Source organism: Flavobacterium sp. GSB-24 (assembly GCF_027924665.1).
In the GTDB taxonomy this organism is placed as follows: domain Bacteria; phylum Bacteroidota; class Bacteroidia; order Flavobacteriales; family Flavobacteriaceae; genus Flavobacterium.
The window spans coordinates 2,065,283-2,086,333 of sequence record NZ_AP027043.1 but is presented as its reverse complement, the minus strand read 5'-3'; the positions used below and the strand labels follow the sequence as shown (position 1 = coordinate 2,086,333).

The 21,051-nt window shown below is 37.8% G+C and carries 13 protein-coding genes, 2 tRNA genes and 2 rRNA genes; 11 read left to right on the top strand and 6 right to left on the bottom strand.

Going from position 1 to position 21,051, the window contains the following annotated elements:
- Positions 1-129: 129 nt before the first annotated feature.
- The 4 genes from QMG60_RS09275 to QMG60_RS09260 form a co-directional block, all read right to left on the bottom strand.
- Positions 130-3,011, bottom strand: a 23S ribosomal RNA gene (locus QMG60_RS09275).
- Between the two features lie 128 nt (positions 3,012-3,139).
- A tRNA-Ala gene (locus tag QMG60_RS09270) sits at positions 3,140-3,213 on the bottom strand.
- A 148-nt stretch (positions 3,214-3,361) separates the two neighbouring features.
- Positions 3,362-3,435: transfer RNA gene (locus QMG60_RS09265), tRNA-Ile, on the bottom strand.
- A gap of 195 nt (positions 3,436-3,630) precedes the next feature.
- Positions 3,631-5,144, bottom strand: a 16S ribosomal RNA gene (locus QMG60_RS09260).
- The 16S and 23S rRNA genes sit together here with 2 tRNA genes alongside, the layout of an rRNA operon.
- 465 nt (positions 5,145-5,609) lie before the next feature.
- Here QMG60_RS09260 and QMG60_RS09255 point away from each other — a divergent pair.
- Positions 5,610-5,987 carry a hypothetical protein gene (locus QMG60_RS09255; RefSeq protein ID WP_281867586.1) on the top strand — a complete coding sequence of 126 codons (378 nt, stop codon included), beginning with the start codon at positions 5,610-5,612 and terminating at the stop codon, positions 5,985-5,987.
- 168 nt (positions 5,988-6,155) lie between these two features.
- On the opposite strand, the gene QMG60_RS09250 is transcribed toward QMG60_RS09255, so the two are convergent.
- Entirely contained in the window at positions 6,156-7,172 is a 1,017-nt protein-coding gene (locus tag QMG60_RS09250; protein ID WP_248729670.1) for an LLM class flavin-dependent oxidoreductase, read from the bottom strand.
- A 172-nt stretch (positions 7,173-7,344) separates the two neighbouring features.
- On the opposite strand from QMG60_RS09250, the gene QMG60_RS09245 reads away from it, so the two are divergent.
- From QMG60_RS09245 to QMG60_RS09230, 4 genes are all read left to right on the top strand, one after another.
- On the top strand, positions 7,345-7,860 hold the full coding sequence (locus QMG60_RS09245; protein WP_281867584.1) for a DUF2975 domain-containing protein: 516 nt from the start codon (positions 7,345-7,347) through the stop codon (positions 7,858-7,860).
- A 2-nt stretch (positions 7,861-7,862) separates the two neighbouring features.
- Positions 7,863-8,069 (top strand): helix-turn-helix transcriptional regulator, encoded by a 207-nt coding sequence (locus QMG60_RS09240; RefSeq protein WP_012024053.1) that lies wholly within the window; start codon positions 7,863-7,865, stop codon positions 8,067-8,069.
- A gap of 116 nt (positions 8,070-8,185) precedes the next feature.
- Entirely contained in the window at positions 8,186-9,070 is an 885-nt protein-coding gene (locus tag QMG60_RS09235) for an ABC transporter ATP-binding protein (RefSeq protein ID WP_281867582.1), read from the top strand.
- 4 nt (positions 9,071-9,074) lie between these two features.
- Positions 9,075-12,614, top strand: coding sequence for a M1 family aminopeptidase (locus QMG60_RS09230; protein ID WP_281867581.1), 3,540 nt, complete (start codon positions 9,075-9,077; stop codon positions 12,612-12,614).
- 92 nt (positions 12,615-12,706) lie between these two features.
- Here QMG60_RS09230 and QMG60_RS09225 read toward each other — a convergent pair whose 3' ends face one another.
- Positions 12,707-13,918, bottom strand: coding sequence for a polysaccharide deacetylase family protein (locus QMG60_RS09225; RefSeq protein WP_281867580.1), 1,212 nt, complete (start codon positions 13,916-13,918; stop codon positions 12,707-12,709).
- Between the two features lie 156 nt (positions 13,919-14,074).
- Between QMG60_RS09225 and QMG60_RS09220 the strand changes: the two genes are divergently transcribed.
- The 6 genes from QMG60_RS09220 to QMG60_RS09195 all read left to right on the top strand — a co-directional run bounded on the left by QMG60_RS09220 (position 14,075) and on the right by QMG60_RS09195 (position 20,880).
- Complete coding sequence (locus QMG60_RS09220; RefSeq protein ID WP_281867578.1) at positions 14,075-15,430, top strand: sigma-54 dependent transcriptional regulator; 1,356 nt, start codon at positions 14,075-14,077, stop codon at positions 15,428-15,430.
- Between the two features lie 378 nt (positions 15,431-15,808).
- Entirely contained in the window at positions 15,809-16,090 is a 282-nt protein-coding gene (locus QMG60_RS09215) for a hypothetical protein (RefSeq protein WP_113677797.1), read from the top strand.
- A 186-nt stretch (positions 16,091-16,276) separates the two neighbouring features.
- Complete coding sequence (gene kdpF, locus QMG60_RS09210) at positions 16,277-16,354, top strand: K(+)-transporting ATPase subunit F (protein ID WP_081909388.1); 78 nt, start codon at positions 16,277-16,279, stop codon at positions 16,352-16,354.
- Between the two features lie 88 nt (positions 16,355-16,442).
- Complete coding sequence (kdpA, locus tag QMG60_RS09205; protein WP_281867577.1) at positions 16,443-18,164, top strand: potassium-transporting ATPase subunit KdpA; 1,722 nt, start codon at positions 16,443-16,445, stop codon at positions 18,162-18,164.
- Positions 18,165-18,172: 8 nt separating this feature from the next.
- Positions 18,173-20,230 (top strand): potassium-transporting ATPase subunit KdpB, encoded by a 2,058-nt coding sequence (gene kdpB / locus QMG60_RS09200; protein WP_281867575.1) that lies wholly within the window; start codon positions 18,173-18,175, stop codon positions 20,228-20,230.
- Positions 20,231-20,328: 98 nt separating this feature from the next.
- A complete protein-coding gene (locus QMG60_RS09195) occupies positions 20,329-20,880 on the top strand; it encodes a K(+)-transporting ATPase subunit C (protein ID WP_281867574.1) in 552 nt (183 codons plus the stop codon).
- Positions 20,881-21,051 lie beyond the last annotated feature (171 nt).

The window sequence follows — 21,051 nt, the reverse complement described above, 5'->3', positions numbered from 1 at the left end:
TAACTCAAAACTTATAACCCAAGACTCATAACTGCCCGCGACAGGCAAATATTTTAACATACTGAGATAAAGAAAAGTAAATATATTTTAGAAAGTTTCTTCTCCCGGCCGCAGCCGGGAGAAAAGGGTGTACATAAGCTTACGGATTATTAGTACTACTCGACTATGACATTACTGCCTTTACATCTATAGCCTATCAACGTGGTCATCTTCCACGATCCTTAAAAGAAATCTCATCTTGTGGTGGGTTTCGCGCTTATATGCTTTCAGCGCTTATCCCTTCCAAACGTAGCTACTCTGCGGTGCCCCTGGCGGGACAACAGATACACTAGAGGTTTGTCCAATTCGGTCCTCTCGTACTAGAATCAGATCCACTCAAATTTCTAACGCCCGCAGTAGATAGAGACCGAACTGTCTCACGACGTTCTGAACCCAGCTCGCGTGCCACTTTAATGGGCGAACAGCCCAACCCTTGGGACCTTCTCCAGCCCCAGGATGTGACGAGCCGACATCGAGGTGCCAAACCCCCCCGTCGATATGAGCTCTTGGGGGAGATCAGCCTGTTATCCCCGGCGTACCTTTTATCCTTTGAGCGATGGCCCTTCCATGCGGAACCACCGGATCACTATGCTCTACTTTCGTACCTGATCGACCTGTATGTCTCTCAGTCAAGCTCCCTTATGCCATTGCACTCTACGCACGGTTACCAAGCGTACTGAGGGAACCTTTAGAAGCCTCCGTTACTCTTTTGGAGGCGACCACCCCAGTCAAACTACCCACCAAGCAATGTCCCCCGCTTTTGCGGGGTTAGGCCTCAGATAAACAAAGGGTTGTATTTCAACAATGACTCCAAAGCGCCTGGCGACGCCCCTTCACAGTCTCCAACCTATCCTACACATCATTTATCCAAGGTCAATACTAAGCTATAGTAAAGGTGCACAGGGTCTTTTCGTCCCACTGCGGGTAAACGGCATCTTCACCGTTACTACAATTTCACCGAGCTCATGGCTGAGACAGTGTCCAGATCGTTACACCATTCGTGCAGGTCGGAACTTACCCGACAAGGAATTTCGCTACCTTAGGACCGTTATAGTTACGGCCGCCGTTTACTGGGGCTTCAATTCAATGCTTCTCCGAAGATAACATCTCCTCTTAACCTTCCAGCACCGGGCAGGTGTCAGGCCCTATACTTCATCTTACGATTTTGCAGAGCCCTGTGTTTTTGATAAACAGTCGCCTGGACCTCTTCACTGCGGCCCCGATTGCTCGGGGCGACCTTTCTCCCGAAGTTACAGGTCTATTTTGCCTAATTCCTTAGCCATGAATCTCTCGAGCACCTTAGGATTCTCTCCTCAACTACCTGTGTCGGTTTACGGTACTGGTGCTTATTACCTGAAGTTTAGAGGTTTTTCTTGGAAGCCCTTAGGCGCACTATCTCTTTGTCCGAAGACTCCGAGTACTATCGTATTTCACCATTCTCTGCGGATTTGCCTGCAGAGAATATAGCTAGGTACTTTAACGAACTATTCCGTCAGTCCGCGGCGCTTTCATCACTCCGTCACCCCATCACAGTAATAAGCAGTACGGGAATATTAACCCGTTGGCCATCGACTGTCCCTTTCGGGTTCGCCTTAGGACCAGACTAACCCACAGCTGATTAGCATAGCTGTGGAAACCTTAGTTTTTCGGTGTGCGGGTTTCTCGCCCGCATTATCGTTACTTATGCCTACATTTTCTTTTCTGACCGGTCCAGCATACCTTACGATACACCTTCTGCCCTGTCAGAATGCTCCCCTACCACTTACAGTAAACTGTAAATCCATAGCTTCGGTAATATGCTTATGCCCGATTATTATCCATGCTCGTCCGCTCGACTAGTGAGCTGTTACGCACTCTTTAAATGAATGGCTGCTTCCAAGCCAACATCCTAGCTGTCTGGGCAGACAAACCTCGTTCTTTCAACTTAGCATATATTTGGGGACCTTAGCTGATGGTCTGGGTTCTTTCCCTCTCGGACTTGGACCTTAGCACCCAAGCCCTCACTGTTATCAATCATTATACAGCATTCGGAGTTTGTCAGGAATTGGTAGGCGGTGAAGCCCCCGCATCCAATCAGTAGCTCTACCTCTGTATAACTAAAATAACGCTGCACCTAAATGCATTTCGGGGAGTACGAGCTATTTCCGAGTTTGATTGGCCTTTCACCCCTACCCACAGGTCATCCGAAGACTTTTCAACGTCAACCGGTTCGGTCCTCCACTGTGTGTTACCACAGCTTCAACCTGCCCATGGGTAGATCACACGGTTTCGCGTCTAACACTACTGACTAAAGCGCCCTATTCAGACTCGCTTTCGCTGCGGATCCATGTCTTAAACACTTATCCTTGCCAGCAACGTTAACTCGTAGGCTCATTATGCAAAAGGCACGCCGTCACCCCACGAAAGGGCTCCGACCGCTTGTAAGCGTATGGTTTCAGGATCTATTTCACTCCGTTATTCACGGTTCTTTTCACCTTTCCCTCACGGTACTGGTTCACTATCGGTCTCTCAGGAGTATTTAGCCTTAGCGGATGGTCCCGCCAAATTCAGACAGGGTTTCACGTGCCCCGCCCTACTCAGGATACCGCTATCTATTATACTTGTTACCCGTACGGGACTGTCACCCTCTATGGTGCTCCTTTCCAGAAGCTTCCGGTTCCTTGTACATAAAATACCGCGGTCCTACAACCCCGGCACTGCCGTAACAGCACCGGTTTGGGCTAATCCGCGTTCGCTCGCCACTACTTACGGAATCACTTTTGTTTTCTTCTCCTCCGCCTACTTAGATGTTTCAGTTCAGCGGGTTTGCCCACCTATCGGTGTGCTATGCCTTCAGCATAGCGGGTTGCCCCATTCAGGTATCTGCGGATCAATCGGTGTGTGCCCGTCCCCGCAGCTTTTCGCAGCTTATCACGCCTTTCATCGCCTCTGAGAGCCTAGGCATCCCCCATACGCCCTTATTTTGCTTATTGTACCAATCCTAAAATTAATCAGGACCGTTTTTTTTTGTTTTTTACAATAAAATTGTAAAAAACGCTTTCTACTTTCTTATTATTTTCTTATCTCAATATGTCAATGAACTTTTGTCCTTTCGGACCTGTGGAGAATAACGGAGTCGAACCGTTGACCTCCTGCGTGCAAGGCAGGCGCTCTAGCCAGCTGAGCTAATCCCCCATTTTCTTAGTGATGAGTTATTAGTTATGAGTTATGAATTAGTTCTCATAAGGCCTCAACCCCTAAAATTTCCTTTTAATCAAGCTTACAGTCTTTTTTTATTCTGTCTTTTGTAATTTATAATTTACAATTAACAATCTTAAAAAAGTAGTCCCGGGCAGACTCGAACTGCCGACCCCTACATTATCAGTGTAGTACTCTAACCAGCTGAGCTACGAGACTCTGTTTTACTTAATTTTCATTTCTTTTAAATTAACAGCAAGAGTAATACAATCTCCAATTCAGATACCTGAAGATAACCATCTTTTTTCCTCATCGTGCCATTGTGTTAAATGTTATACGTTAAGGGTTAAGCGTCAAGACGCATCACTCATAACTTCTAACTCATAACCTTCGTGCTAACAATTGAGGCTCTAGAAAGGAGGTGTTCCAGCCGCACCTTCCGGTACGGCTACCTTGTTACGACTTAGCCCTAGTTACCAGTTTTACCCTAGGCAGCTCCTTGCGGTCACCGACTTCAGGCACCCCCAGCTTCCATGGCTTGACGGGCGGTGTGTACAAGGCCCGGGAACGTATTCACCGGATCATGGCTGATATCCGATTACTAGCGATTCCAGCTTCACGGAGTCGAGTTGCAGACTCCGATCCGAACTGTGACCGGCTTTATAGATTCGCTCCTGGTCGCCCAGTGGCTGCTCTCTGTACCGGCCATTGTAGCACGTGTGTAGCCCAAGGCGTAAGGGCCGTGATGATTTGACGTCATCCCCACCTTCCTCACAGTTTGCACTGGCAGTCTTGTTAGAGTTCCCGACACTACTCGCTGGCAACTAACAACAGGGGTTGCGCTCGTTATAGGACTTAACCTGACACCTCACGGCACGAGCTGACGACAACCATGCAGCACCTTGTAAATTGTCTTGCGAAAGTTCTGTTTCCAAAACGGTCAATCTACATTTAAGCCTTGGTAAGGTTCCTCGCGTATCATCGAATTAAACCACATGCTCCACCGCTTGTGCGGGCCCCCGTCAATTCCTTTGAGTTTCATTCTTGCGAACGTACTCCCCAGGTGGGATACTTATCACTTTCGCTTAGCCACTGAAATTGCTTCCAACAGCTAGTATCCATCGTTTACGGCGTGGACTACCAGGGTATCTAATCCTGTTCGCTACCCACGCTTTCGTCCATCAGCGTCAATCCATTAGTAGTAACCTGCCTTCGCAATTGGTATTCCATGTAATCTCTAAGCATTTCACCGCTACACTACATATTCTAGTTACTTCCTAATAATTCAAGTCCAGCAGTATCAATGGCCGTTCCACCGTTGAGCGATGGGCTTTCACCACTGACTTACAAGACCGCCTACGGACCCTTTAAACCCAATGATTCCGGATAACGCTTGGATCCTCCGTATTACCGCGGCTGCTGGCACGGAGTTAGCCGATCCTTATTCTTACGATACCGTCAGGCTGATTCACGAATCAGTGTTTCTTCTCGTACAAAAGCAGTTTACAATCCATAGGACCGTCATCCTGCACGCGGCATGGCTGGATCAGGCTTGCGCCCATTGTCCAATATTCCTCACTGCTGCCTCCCGTAGGAGTCTGGTCCGTGTCTCAGTACCAGTGTGGGGGATCTCCCTCTCAGGACCCCTACCCATCGTTGCCTTGGTAAGCCGTTACCTTACCAACCAGCTAATGGGACGCATGCTCATCTTTCACCGTTGTGACTTTAATTACATCCCGATGCCGGGTCGTAATACTATGAGGTATTAATCCAAATTTCTCTGGGCTATCCCTCTGTGAAAGGCAGATTGCATACGCGTTACGCACCCGTGCGCCGGTCTCTAAATCCGAAGACTTATACCCCTCGACTTGCATGTGTTAAGCCTGCCGCTAGCGTTCATCCTGAGCCAGGATCAAACTCTTCATCGTATATTGTAATATTATATTGCGATGATCATCTATCGGTTCTTTTCGAATCTTACAATTCTATTACTCTTATTCTTTTGTTCTAACATCTCTGTTAAAACGGCTGTCAATTCAATATGTCTACGAACGTGTCTTCTTTATCATTCCGCCTGTGTTTCAAAGCGGGTGCAAAACTAAAAATTCTTTTTGTTTCCTGCAAGAAAAATTAAAGTTTTTTTTCCGAAATTTTTAAATCTCTTTTTCTCTAATTCTCCTCTCAGTATCTCAAGGAACTTCCCGTATTTGCGGGGTGCAAATGTAATATCCGTTTTCCATTCCCACAAGCTTTTTCTAATCTTTTTTTTGAAAATTTCTTTTCTCTTTTAATCAGCTTTTCCTGCCGGTATTTCTGTAAACATTTATCGCTTCTGCGGGTGCAAAAGTACCACCTTTATTTACATCTGCAAGACTTTTTTTTATATTTTTTCCATGTTTTTTATAAACAGCTGGTTTTGTGTTTTTTACAAAACAAAGTTTTTTTCGCCGTTTGCCTTTATTGGGATTTTGGCTGTTTTGCTTCGCTTTGCCTGGTTCTGCCGCCAAGGCACTAAGGCCCGAAGTCTGTTTTTTTTTATGTTTTTTTTTAATCCCGCAGAGGCGCAGAGGCGCAGAGTTTCCTTTTTTTACTTTGTTTTTTCTTCTGAAATGGTCTTTTCTTGCCGATTTTTTCTTCTGAAAACTGATGGCCCCAGCCCCTATAGTCCCAAGGATTCGGGAGGAAATCCTTTTTGGGGCGGGGTTCGCCCCAAAAAGATTGAAGCGGACAGCGGGAATAGCTTCTTATTAAAAACAAATTCTAATTTTTAAATTCCAAATTCCAAATCATAGCATTGGGCTTCGACTCCGCTCAGCCTGACACTTGACACTTAAATTAAATTATAGTTCTCCTTATATATTTAGAAAAAAAAACAAACCCGGCAGGTTTTTAAAACTGTCGGGTTGGGTGAATGAAATCTAATCTTACATATAGTATACTTATATATGTATACTTTCATTTAAACTGTCGATCGCTTCTTTTGTGATTTGAATACTTTTTAGTTTTGCCTGATGATCGAAGATCGGACTTGTTACCATGAGTTCGTCAATTCTTGCGTAGTCGATGAACTTTTTTAAATCGGTAACTAATTGTTCTTTGTTTCCTGTGAAGGTTCCTGCTGTCATTTGATTGACATGGAAACGTTCTTGCTCGTTCATAATGTCATCTAATGATGGAACTGGAGGCTGTAAACCTTTACGATCGTTTCTAATTAAGTTCAAAAACATTTGATACAAACTTGTAGACAATAGTTCTGCTTCTTCGTTTGTGTCTGCAGCGATGATATTAACACAAGCCATTGTTTGGGGTTTTTCTAAATATTCTGATGGCTGGAAATTTTCGCGATAGAATTCAAATGCCTGAATCATCAATTTTGGTGCAAAGTGTCCTGCAAAAGCATAAGGCAATCCGTAAGCTGCTGCCAAAGCCGCACTATCCATACTTGAACCCAGAATCCAAATTGGGACTTTTAAACCTTCGGCTGGGAATGCACGCACTTTTCCTGTTTCATTTTCGGAAGAAAAATACTCTTGAAGTTTGCTTACATTTTGCGGAAAACGTTGTGCCTGCTCAAAAAAGTCTTTTCGAATTGCTTCCGCAGTTGGCTGATCTGTTCCTGGCGCTCTTCCTAAACCTAAATCGATTCGGTTTGGATAAAGCGTTTCTAAGGTTCCAAATTGTTCAGCAACTACTAAAGGAGAATGATTCGGCAGCATGATTCCGCCAGAACCTACACGAATATTTTTTGTCTGACTTGCTACATAACCAATTAAAACAACTGTTGCTGTACTTGCAACGTGTGCCATATTGTGATGTTCTGCCAGCCAAAATCGCTTGTATCCTAAATTATCTGCTAATTGCGCTATGTCTTTTGTTTTTTGAAATGTTTCTGTGGCGTTGCTATCCTGAGTGATGATAGCGAGGTCTAATAATGAGACCGAAATTGGGTTTTTCATATAAAAAATGCTAGTATACAAAATTAACTCATTTATCTGGATGCCTTTTGTTTTCTAATGTTAATAGAATTATAATATTCACCAAAGTCAAAAGATGGGCTATTTTTAATAATTAATTATTGTTTTACAATAATTAATTATACATTTGCAATATCAATTTAACTTTTAATATATGAAGACAACTCATATTGTATCTCGAATATTATTTTACTTTACCAGATTTTTGTCCGTTGTTTATTTCTTTTTGGCGGCATATTCTGTTTTTACTTTAATGACGGGATTGTTTTTGACCTTTAAAGATAACGGAAAGTATTTTCAGGTTTGTTATCCTTTTACTTCTCATCCTTTAATGTTAGGAGATTATAATATTCCATATATTCTTTTTGATTTTTTAGCACCGCTAAGTCTATACGGTCTTTTCTTTTTATTGAGCAGCAATGTTTTTAAGGTCTTTTATCAGCCAAAATTGTTTACTGCAAATGGAATTTCTCATTTAAGGCGTTTCTATTTATCTAATTTATTAATTCCGAGTATTGTACTATTTGTAGCTTTCTTTTTTGTTCCGCTGGATAATGAAGTTTGGCTTTTTATTATACTGCACGGAATGCTTGGTACTTTTGCTTACTTTTTAGCTGCCATTTTTAAACAAGGTTTAAACCTTCAGAACGAACAAGACTTATTTATATAACTATGCCAATAATTGTAAATGTTGATGTAATGCTTGCCAAACGCAAGATGCAGAGTAAAGAGTTGGCAGAAAAACTAGATATTACGCCTGCCAATTTATCGATTCTAAAAACTGGAAAAGCAAAAGGAATTCGGTTTGATACTCTCGAAGCTATCTGTAAAATTCTGGATTGCCAGCCTGGCGATATTTTAGAATACGTAGCAGAATAGCTTTCTTTTAAATTTTAATTTCTAAACATAATAAATCGGTTTTTGAAGCCGACAGGCATTCTATTGCCTAAAATTTTCAAATCAATAATTCATTTAATCATCTAAATCAATCAAAAATGAACAGTTTATCAATCAAAAATCTCAGCAAAACTTATGAGAACGGCACGAAAGCGATTGACCAATTATCGCTTGAAATCACAAATGGCATGTTTGGCTTATTAGGTCCAAACGGCGCCGGAAAGTCAAGTTTAATGCGAACCATTGCCGCTTTACAGGAACCCACTTCTGGAATTATTGAATTTAACGGAATTAATATTCTGGAAAACCCAATGTTTATAAGGCAAAATCTGGGTTATCTTCCGCAGGAATTTGGAGTTTATCCTAAAATTTCTGCTTATCGCCTGCTCGATCATTTGGCAGTTTTGAAAGGGATCGTCGATCAAAAGGAACGTCACGATCAAATTTTGTACTTATTACAGCAGACTAATTTATTACAGCATAAAGATAAAGCAGTTCATTCTTTTTCCGGCGGGATGCGTCAAAGGTTTGGAATTGCGCAAGCTTTACTTGGAAATCCAAAGATTATTATTGTGGATGAACCTACGGCTGGGCTTGATCCGGAAGAAAGAAACCGATTTAATAATTTACTGAGCGAAATTGGTGAAAGTATTATCGTGGTTTTATCAACTCATATTGTAGAAGACGTTCGAGATTTGTGTCCTAAAATGGCAATTATCTCCAACGGAAAATTGATTTTGGAAGGAAAACCAAATGACGCAATCGATTCTTTGAAAGATAAAATCTGGATGAAAGCGATTCAGAAAACAGAATTGAAGGATCATCAATTGAATTTCAATATCATTTCTTCTCACTTAAATTCGGGAAAAATCAATATTCATGTTTTCGCAAATGAACGTCCAGATTCTGGTTTCGAATTGATATCGCCAGATTTAAGCGATGTTTATTTTAGTGTTTTAGGTCAAAATCAACTTCAAAATTAAGGTTATGTTTTCTAAATTAATTCAATTTGAATGGCATAACAACACCAGAAGCTGGACTTTTTATGCCACGTTTATCATTTATTTGGTTTTAGGATTTTTTGTGAGCACATTTGCGAACTTTTCTTTTTCGGGCGCTTACAAAAATAGTCCGTATGTTTTAACTTATGCGATTGGTCTGATTTCGTTAACGACTACATTCTCGATTACACTTCAGGCGGCGCAAAGCTTTTTAAAGGAATATGAAACGAAATTCGATTCGATTATTTTCTCCTCTCCTATTTCTAAGTTTAATTATTTAACTCCAAAATTTATTACAGCATTTATAATCGCCGTAGTTTCTTTTGGAATGTTTATCATCGGAATGATTGTTGGACACCAAATGTCATGGCTTCAAAAAAGTGAACTTGGACCTTTTGAAATTATAAATTATCTCTGGCCGTATTTGGTCATTGTGATTCCAAATATTTTTTTGTGCCTTTCGATCTTGACTGCTTTGGCGTGGCTTACCCGAAGTAAACTTTTCATTTATGTTGGAGGTTTATTAATTTACATCTTATATATAGCAGGTTCGATTTTTTCGAATTCGCCCCTATTTGCAAATGCTTCTCCGTCTTCGGCGAAAGCCATGTCTTTGGCAGCAAAAATAGATCCGTTTGGTTTGGCTGCTTTCTTGGAACAAACGAGATATTGGACAGCGATTGAAAAAAATACCCAACTGGTTTCGCTTTCTGGCAATTTTTTATTCAATAGAATACTGTGGATTTCTGTATCTCTGCTTTTACTTTTTGTTTCGTATCGATTGTTTTCATTTCGAAAAACGAAAACTAAAAAGGTAAAAGCATCTAAAATTATATCAAAAAAAACAAAAGTCTTTTCGACAGCAATTCCGAATAACATCGAAATCAAAACTTTCATACATAATTTAGCTGTTTTTAAAAGCAATATAAAACTGGATATTTACTTAATTCTGAAAGGAATTCCATTTTTACTGATTGTTCTTTTATTTTCTGGATTATTAATGATTGAGATTTCAGATGAAATTGATGGAGGAATTCGATTAGCTGAAAAAATTACGGATACGGCTTTGATGATTTCCACAATAATGGATCGCCTGCCATTTATTCTGATTTTGATTCTTCTTTTTTATAGTAGTGAATTATTAAACCGAAGCGAAAATTCGAGATTTGAAATGCTTGAAAATACAGCGCCTTATTCTCAATTTGTAGTTTTACTGGCAAAATTAACGGCACTTTTTATCATTCCGTTACTCATTATTAGTATTAGTATTTTGATTGGATGCGGATTTCAAATTATGAATGCGAATGCTTCAATAGAAATTGGTCTTTATCTTTCTTTGTTTTATTACATTGGATTTCCGTTGCTGCTAATTTCAATTTTGATCATTGCAATTCAGACTTTTATTAAAAATAAATATATCGGACTTGCGATTTCGGCTTTTGTCTGCATTTTGTTTTGTACTGGAATTGGAGAGCAATTAGGAATTTCACATCCTTTATTTCGTTTTGGAAATGCTTTTAAAACAGAATATTTTGATTTGAATGGTTTCGGAAAATATACAATCCCGTTTCATATTTCGATGTTGTACAATTTTGGATTGGCTCTTGTTCTGCTTACTTTGACCGGAATTTTATGGAAAAGAAATGCTTCAATCGTAAAAACCTTTCGCAGAAATTCATTTAATGGTATTCAAAAAACAACTTTAGGATTCGGAATGATTCTTTTTATTGGTTTTGGAGGTTATCTTTTTTATAAAACCAATATTGAATATCCTTATTTAACCGAAGACGATCAGAATAACTGGAGCGAGAAATATGAAAGTCAATTTAAAAAATATACAAATCTGGCTCAGCCCACAATTGTTTCTGTAAAAAGTAAAGTCGATTTATTTCCCGAAGAAAACCTTTATCAAGTAAAAGGCACTTATGAACTAATCAATAATTCTGAAAAACCAATAGATAGTTTACTCCTATATATAGATCGAAATTCGAAACTGACTTCTGTTGAGATTCCGACTTCTAAAAAATTAGACGATGTTTCTGATTTTCAACATTATTGGTTTCGATTAGAAAAACCTTTACAGCCACAGCAAAAACTGAAAATGAATTTTTCTTTTGAATCATCTTGGTCACCTTTTAAAGGACATACGGCTTTTAATTCTATAATCGAAAATGGTTCTTTTATGCGAATCAGCCGTTACTTTCCGCTTTTTGGTTATCAGGAATCGAATGAAATCAGCAGTAAAAAAGAGCGTGCAAAAAGACATTTGAAGCCTCAGACGCCTCTTAAAAAACTGGAAGATAAATCTGAAATCAAATATGATTTTATTGATTATGATGCTGTAGTTTCGACATCCAAAAATCAAACTGCTATTGGTGTTGGAGATTTAATTGGAAATTGGAAAAAAGACGATCGCAATTATTTTCATTATAAATCTAATGGAAAGATTCCGTTTCGATTTGCTTTTTCTTCTGCCGAATATCAAATTCAAAAAACAAATTACAAAGGGATTTCTATTGAAGTTTTTTATGATAAAAGACATTCCAGAAACGTTGAGAAACTAATTCAAGATGTAAAAAATACTTTAGATTACTGCCAGAGCAATTTTGGTAAATATCCATATAAAACGATTCGATACGCAGAAGTTTCTGCTTTCGCCGATGGATTTGCGGCGACTTCATATCCGTCGACAGTTTTTATGAAAGAGAATTTCGGATTTTACAGCGATCTCAAAAACAAAGATAAAGAAGACGTAATCAATCAACTAACGGCTCATGAATTGTCGCACGAATGGTGGGGAAATTCACAAATAAGCCCAGAACAAAAAGAAGGAAGCTGGATTTTGACCGAAACTCTGGCACAATATACCGAGCTGATGCTTTATGAAAAAGAACATGGTTTGGAAAAAGCTTTGGAAACTTTAAAAATCCATCTTGATTTATATTTAAGTAGCAGAAGTTACGATCCAGAAACACCTTTATATAAAACCAATTACGACACGCCTCATTTACCTTATGATAAAGGAATGCTGGTTATGCATCAATTGCGAATATTAATTGGTGAAGAAAAGGTAAATCTGGCTTTGAAAAATTTTCTGAATCATTATAGATATCCAAATCCGTTTCCTGATTCTGAAGATTTATTAAAAGAAATTTATGCTGTAACAGATAAAAATCTATATACAAAATTAGATGAAATGTTTAAGCAGATTATCACTTATTCATCTAAAATAGAATCTGTCGAAAGCATTAAAAAGAATGGCTTTTATGAGATCTCTTTTAAAGCTTCTTCTGAAAAATATAAAGAAAATGCAACGGGAGAAAGAAAACAAATTCCAAACAACAATAAAATAGATATTGGAATTTATGATGAAAACGGAAAGTTATCGCGTTTTAAATTTTCAATAAAAAACAATAAAATAGAGGGAAAAATAAAATCTAAAATAAAACCTCAACGAATTGTTGTAGATCCTTATTTAATGAATATCGATACTTTTATAAAGGATAACGAAAAGGAGATTGATTAGAAAGTTTTGCCACAGATTAAAAAGATTAGAAGGATTATTTATTATGAAAGTAAAAAAATCATTAGAATCCTTTTAATCTGTGGCTATATTTTTTATTTCAGCTGAATGAAAATCTGTTTGTGAGTTGTTTTTCCGTCGTCTTTAATTTTTAAATCTTTATTTGATTCGATTTCAAATTTTGAAGAAGTATCAACTGTTAAAGAAATATCTCGATTTCTAAAGTTTTCTGGAATTTCAGGCAATACAATTGTCACTTCAATTTCTTTATCTTTCTGTTTGTAATCGACTTTAATTCTGTCTCTTAACCAAATATATTCGTAAACTTCCTGCCACGGCGCCATCCAAATTGTATCACTTCCTTTTACGCCGTACTTATCTGCAAGCGCTGTCATATAATATTTAAAATCGGGAAAACGCATGCTTAAATTCCATAAATTTCCATTGCCTGTTCCGTGTGTAAATTCGTTAAACCAAAGTGTATTTGGTTGTTTTACAATTGAATCTAGTGTCTTTAAATAACGATCCATTGTTTTGAAACTAGTCGAATCTTTTGAACTCTGCACAAAAGTTCTGGCTGTAATCATTTTATCTAAATCAACTTTTGAATCGACATTAAAAACTGGCCCAACACCATAATAAGACGCTACCGAAAAATGTTCGTTATTAAGTGCCTCTTTTTCATATTCTAAATAATATTTCTCATCACCTTCTCCGCCAGGAACCACAAAATGTGACATGGTAAAATCAAGATTTTGTTTTATCGAAGTAGTATTTTCAGTTACTTCTGTCAAATAATTTGTACCGTGTTTTGTAGCGTGATGAAAACCGTGATTCAAAACATCCCAGCCAGCATTATACATTTCTTGAATTTCTTGCCAAGAAAGATGTCCGCGATTTGCTGGCAAATCACGAATTGCACCACCGTTAATTGCCAAAGCCAATTTAAATGGGATTTTGTTTCCGAAACCGTCTGAATAAAAAAGACCATTTGAAGTTGTTCCGTCTCCGCCTTGATCGATTTTCCATTCGTTTTTATCAGGATTACTGATTTTTCCGCCATTCAATAATGGAAAGGCTGTTAAATAAGCAGATCGATATCCATCATCAAGCGTAAAACTATAGGCAAAATGTTTATTGAATTTTAAAGGAGCAGGTTTGATTTTAACCTCATCGGCGGATTTTAATTTGATTTTAAAAGAAATAGTTTTTGATTTTGAAGAATCTTTTTGAACAATTTCATTTGAGAAACCATTAAAACTTCCGAAGATTACGACAGCTATTAAAAGGAGAATTCGTTTTGACATAAATTTTAGTGGTTCTTTTTGGATCTAAAAATACATTTCTTTTCGATGAAAATATTTTAAAACTTATTACATACTTAAAAATAATTTATTCCGAATTAAAAAAGGAAAGTGATTTAAAACCTAAATTTGTACATCAAAATAACTTTCTTTCCTCAAATGACACACAAAATTTTAATTATAGACGACGAAGAAAAACTGAGAAGTCTGTTGGCGCGTATTATAAAATCTGAAGGATTTGAAGTTTTCGAGGCAAAAGATTTAAAATCTGGTTTTAAGAAACTAGAACAAACCGAAATTGATGTCGTTTTGTGTGATGTCAAATTACCTGATGGAAATGGCGTTGATTTTCTTCAAAACATAAAAGCAAGTTTCCCGCTTGTAGAAGTTATTTTGCTGACTGCTTTTGGAAATATCCCAGACGGAGTTCAGGCAATGAAAAATGGTGCTTTTGATTATATTGTAAAAGGTGACGATAACGATAAAATTATTCCGCTTCTTTATAAAGCTTTAGAGAAAGTGGAATTGCAGAAAAAAGTACAGCAACTGGAAAAACGTATTGCAAGCAAATATTCTTTCGAGACTATAATTGGAAAATCTAAAGGAATTGAACAGGTTATTGATCTTGCCCAAAAAGTTGCCAAAACAGATTCGACCGTTTTATTGACTGGTGAAACTGGAACTGGAAAAGAAGTTTTTGCGCAGGCTATTCATGAAAACAGTAATCGTGTCGGAAAATCTTTTGTGGCTTTAAATTGCAGTACTTTCAGCAAAGAGATTCTGGAAAGCGAACTTTTTGGTCACAAACAAGGCGCTTTTACCGGAGCTTTAAAAGATAAAAAAGGCTTTATAGAAGAAGCAAATGGCGGTACTTTGTTTTTGGATGAAATTGGAGAAATGCCAATTGATCTTCAAGCCAAATTACTTCGCGTTTTAGAAACTTCTGAATATATTCCGGTTGGCGATACAACTCCAAAAAAATCAAATTTCAGGTTAATTGCCGCGACAAACCGAGATTTAAAAACAGAAAGTGACGAACATCGTTTCCGTTCTGATTTGTATTTCCGCTTGAATATTTTCGAAATAAAATTGCCTTCTCTACGAGAAAGAATAAAAGATATTGCCGTATTGACGCATTATTTCGTCAAACAGTTTTCTGAGAAAACAAACAAAAAAACATTACATATTGCTGATGATTTTCTTCAGAAATTAGAAAATTATTCTTGGCCGGGAAATATCCGAGAACTTAAAAATATTATCGAACGATCGGTTATTTTGAGTAATGGCGATACTTTAACTTCAGATGTTCTGCCGTATGAAATGCAGCATCAAGCTGAAAAAAGCACAAAATCAATGTCGGCTTTCTCAATGCAGAGTGTTGAAAAACTGCACATTCAGAAAGTTTTGAATTATACGAAAGGTAATAAAGCCGAAACAGCACGGTTATTAGAAATTGGAATTGCGACTTTGTATCGAAAATTGGAAGAATATGGGATTGAAAATTCCAAAATTTAAATTTCAAATTCCAACTGCAATAACAATGTCAACCACAAATTCAATTTTTAAAGCTTCGAAGAAGCGAAATATTTATAGAATTATTTATTGCCAATAATGTAAAGCTCCAGCGGAGCGACACCTATGCAATCTAAAAAAATATGTCACCCCGCTGGGGCTCTGATAACTATGATTCTTTTATTTCTATAAATATTTCGCTCCACCGGAGCTTGACAATAACATATCAAAACGAGAAAAGCTTATCAAAATGATAGGCTTTTTTTATGCCCGCTTTTTGGCATGTAATCATATTTCTTTTATTGACAGCACTTTAGCAACATCTTGACTTTTTCGGAACATATTTTGGCATAAGGAGGAAGAACATAAAAATTCATTCTCATGAAAAATCAAGTCACCTCAATCTACAAACAAGCAGAACGCTTTGCCGAGATAACTAAAAAATCTATTATTTCTGGAAACATCGTTCGTGCCAAAAAATGCCTGGCTCTTGCTGAACGCTTATTTATCAGCGGAAGCATCGAAACTAAAAATGCCATTTCTAATGTCTATGTTTTTTCAGTTTCTTCTTTTATGGAAATGCGCCACTGCAATATTTCACATCTTTTCCCTCAAACGCTTAAAGCGGAATATATCAAGCAGGTTAATGCTTCGGGAGTCTAATTCGTGAAATGTTTCTTGTGAAATGTTAGATGTTCATATCTCTTTTCACAGTAACATTTTACTTCTCACATTTCACAAATCTAAAATCTAAATAATCCTATGATCACTTTTCTTTTACTCGCATTGGCCGTTGTGCTATTTGCTATTTGTTTTCTGTCAGTTGAATTCTTTGAAAAAATCTAAATCATGACTGCACTATTTATTATTTCAATCGCCGTTTTCGTGTATTTGGTTTATGTCTTAATCAAACCCGAAAAATTTTAAATCATGTAAAAAGTTATAAGTGAGATGTTAAATGTTATACGTCAGTCTGCTTTTACCTCTCACATTTTACAATTAACAAATCACATTTATGAACACAGAGTTATTAGGCGTCATTGGTATTTTTATCCTAACTATTATTTTAGCGATTCCTTTAGGAAAATATATTGCTAAAGTTTATTTGGGAGACAAAACACTTTTTGACCCGATTTTCAATCCAATTGAAAAATTTATTTTTAAAATCAGCGGTATAAATGCCACTGAAGAAATGAACTGGAAACAGCACTTAAAAGCACTTTTAAGTATAAACATGGTTTGGTTCTTTCTTTGCTTTTTTGTCTTATTGTTTCAGGGTTCTTTGCCTCTTAATCCAGACAACAACCCTTCAATGACGCCAGATTTGGCATTTAATACTGCTATCTCATTTTTGGTTAACTGCAACTTACAGCATTATTCTGGCGAAAGCGGGGTTTCTTACCTTTCACAAATCGTCTTGATGTTCCTTCAGTTTGTTTCTGCTGGTATCGGAATGGCTGCCGCCGCTATGATTTTTACAGCAATGAAAGAAAGAACTACAGAACAGTTGGGTAATTTTTATAATTATTTCATCAAAAGCTGTACTCGTATTTTATTACCCCTTTCAGCAATTGTGGCTGTTGCATTAGTTTTTAGCGGTACGCCAATGATTTTTGAAGGTAAAGATGCTATTACAACGCTGCAAGGCGATCATGTAGAAGTTTCTCGCGGACCAGCCGCAGCCTTTATTGCTATTAAACATATTGGTACAAACGGTGGTGGATTCTTTGGAGCCAACTCAGCACATCCATTAGAAAATCCTACTTATTTTACTAACGGAGTTGAGCTTTGGGCGCAGATGATTATTCCGTTTGCGATGATTTTTGCGCTTGGCTTTTTCTTAAACAAAAGAAAATTATCGAATATCATTTTTGGTGTAATGACGGTTGGATTTTTACTTCTGGTTGTTCCAACAGTGATGAGCGAAATCAACGGAAATCCTGCTATTGAAAAAATGGGTATCGCACAAACGACTGGAGCGATGGAAGGAAAAGAAGTTCGATTTGGCCCTGCAATGTCAGGTTTCTGGAGTATTGCCACAACGGTAATTTCTACAGGTTCTGTAAACAGTATGCACGATAGTTCGATGCCGGTTTCTGGCGCTATGCAATTATTATCGATGATGGTAAATGCTTTTTACGGCGGTTGCGGCGTGGGTATTCTAAACTACTACATTTTCATTATTCTAGCGGTATTTATCTCTGGATTAATGGTAGGTCGAACTCCTGAATTTTTAGGGAAGAAAATCGAAGCACGGGAAGTTAAAATTGCTGCTTTTATCGCTATTCTTCATCCTTTATTAATATTAGCGGGAACTGCTTTAGCATCTTATTTTGCTGCACATGATACCGCAATGGGCTATTGGTTTAGCGGAAATGCAACAGGCTGGTTAAACAATCCTGGAAATCACGGATTCTCAGAAATGCTATACGAATACACTTCAAGCGCGGCCAATAATGGTTCTGGTTTTGAAGGATTAGGAGATAATAATCCGTTTTGGAATATCACTACAGGAATTGTGTTATTGTTAAGCCGTTTTATTCCAATCATTGGACCATTAGCAATTGCAGGTTTATTAGCAGGTAAAAAATATATTCCAGAGAGTGCAGGAACTTTAAAAACAGATACCTCAATTTTCGGAATAATGACTTTTGCTGTAATCGCAATTATCGCTGCTTTATCATTCTTTCCAGCGTTGGCTTTAGGTCCATTGGCGGAATTCTTTACTTTAAAATAATATAAAAAATGACAACTAATAAATCCACATCGTTGTTTGAAAGTAAGCAGGTAAAAGAAGCTCTAGTGCAGTCTTTTGTCAAGCTGAATCCAAAAATGATGATCAAAAATCCGGTAATGTTTACCGTAGAAATAGGAACTGCGATCATGTTTGCTGTTTGTATTTCCATATTAATGGGAGCAACAGATCAAGGTAGTTTTATCTATAATCTAATTGTGTTTTTAATTTTACTGGCAACACTTTTATTTGCCAATTTCGCCGAAGCAATTGCCGAAGCAAGAGGAAAAGCACAAGCCGACAGTTTAAGAAAAACAAGAGAAGAAACTCCTGCAAGACAGATTCTGCCAAATGGAGAAATCCGAAACATCAGTTCATCAGCATTAAAAAAAGACGATATTTTCGTTTGCGAAGCAGGCGATTTAATTGCTGCCGATGGTGAAATTATCGAAGGTCTGGCTACAATCGACGAAAGTGCCATTACCGGAGAAAGTGCTCCTGTAATTCGGGAAGCAGGTGGTGACAAATCATCTGTAACCGGAGGAACAAAAGTATTATCAGACAAAATTAAAGTAAAAGTAACATCTGAACCTGGTGAAAGCTTTTTGGATAAAATGATTGCTTTGGTTGAAGGTGCAAGCCGCCAGAAAACACCAAACGAAATTGCCTTAACCATTTTATTAGCCGCCTTTACTTTAATCTTCGTGATTGTGTGCGTTACGCTAAAACCGTTTGCCGACTATGCCAACGCACCCATCACGATTGCGGCTTTCATTGCACTTTTTGTTTGTTTGATTCCAACGACAATTGGAGGTTTACTTTCTGCAATTGGTATTGCGGGTATGGACAGAGCGCTTCGTGCCAATGTAATTACAAAATCTGGAAAAGCGGTTGAAACTGCCGGAGATATTGACGTATTGCTTTTGGATAAAACCGGAACCATCACTATTGGAAACAGAAAAGCAACCAATTTTTATCCAACCAAAGGAGTTTCTTTTGATGATTTTGTAAAATCAGCTGTTTTGAGTTCGCTTGCAGATGATACTCCTGAAGGGAAAAGTATTCTAGAGTTAGGTAAGATCTTAGATGTAAATAGTAAAATGCAATCAGACATTTCACTTCTAACAGAAAACATCTCACATAGTATAAAATTTACTGCTGAAACCAGAACTTCTGGAGTCGTATTAAAAGACGGAACCAATATTAGAAAAGGTGCTCAAGATGCTGCAAAAAATATTGCGCAGCAAGCTGGAAATTCTTTCCCCGAAGATACTGCACAACAAGTTATTACCATTTCATCTAACGGAGGAACACCATTGGTAGTAATTAAAAACAATGAAGTTCAAGGTGTTATCGAACTTCAGGATATTATAAAAACCGGAATGAAAGAGCGTTTTGAGCGTTTGCGCAGAATGGGAATCAAAACGGTTATGGTTACGGGAGATAATCCACTTACGGCTAAATTTATTGCCGAAGCTGCAGGAGTTGATGATTTTATTGCCGAGGCTAAACCTGAGGATAAAATGAATTACATCAGAAAAGAACAGGCAGAAGGAAGACTGGTTGCCATGATGGGAGACGGAACAAATGATGCTCCTGCCCTTGCTCAAGCAAATGTTGGAGTTGCTATGAACAGCGGAACTCAAGCGGCAAAAGAAGCCGGAAACATGGTCGATCTTGACAATGATCCAACGAAATTAATCGAGATTGTTGAAATTGGAAAACAGCTTTTAATGACCCGCGGAACTTTAACTACTTTTTCTATTGCAAATGACGTTGCGAAATATTTTGCTATTGTTCCTGCTCTTTTTATTACTGCGATTCCTGCGTTGCAAGGGTTAAATATTATGCATCTGCATAGTCCTGAAAGTGCGATTTTATCTGCTGTAATTTTCAATGCGATTATTATTCCGATATTGATTCCGCTTGCGCTCAAAGGTGTTGATTACAGACCAATTGGAGCCAGTGCTATTTTGAAAAGAAATCTTTTGATTTATGGCCTTGGCGGCTTGATCGTTCCTTTCATCGGAATTAAAGTAATTGATTTGGTTGTTACTTTCTTTATTTAGTGAAATGTGATTTGTAAAATGTGAGATGACAAAATCAAAAACTCACATATAACAATTTTACAAATCACTTTTTACATCTAACATTTTACATTAGAAACATGAAAACTATATTTTCACTCTTAAAACTTACCGTACTTACTTTGATTTTGTTTGCGGTTATCTATCCTTTAGCGATTTACGGAATCGCACAAATTGCTCCAAACCAAGGAAAAGGAGAAACGATTTCGGTTAACGGAAAAGTGGTTGGTTATCAAAAAATCGGACAAAAGTTCGATAAATCGAATTATTTCTGGGGAAGACCTTCGGCTGTAGATTATAATGCTGCTGGAAGTGCCGGAAGTAACAAAGGTCCAAGCAATGCTGATTATTTGGCTTTGGTTCAAAAAAGAATTGATACGCTTTTATTGGTTCACCCCTATTTGAAAAAATCGGACATTCCAGCTGATATGGTTACGGCTTCTGGAAGTGGTTTAGATCCGAATGTTTCTCCGCAAGGTGCTTTGATTCAGGTTAAGCGAATTGCTAAGGAAAGAAAATTGGATGAAGCCAAAGTAAAAGCTTTGGTGGAATCTAAAATTAATACGGCTGTTGTTGGTCCTGAAACGGTTAATGTTTTGGAATTGAATGTGGCTTTAGACCAATTAAAGTAATCTGGTTTTAAACCAGACAGGTTTTTAAAACCTGTCGGGTTGGACAAAGTAATTCACCTATTTTATGTCATTGCGAGGAACGAAGCAACCTCACTAACAATTATACATAAAGTTGACTTTGCAAATGTGGCTGCTTCGTTCCTGGCAATGACAAACTGTGACGAGAATTGG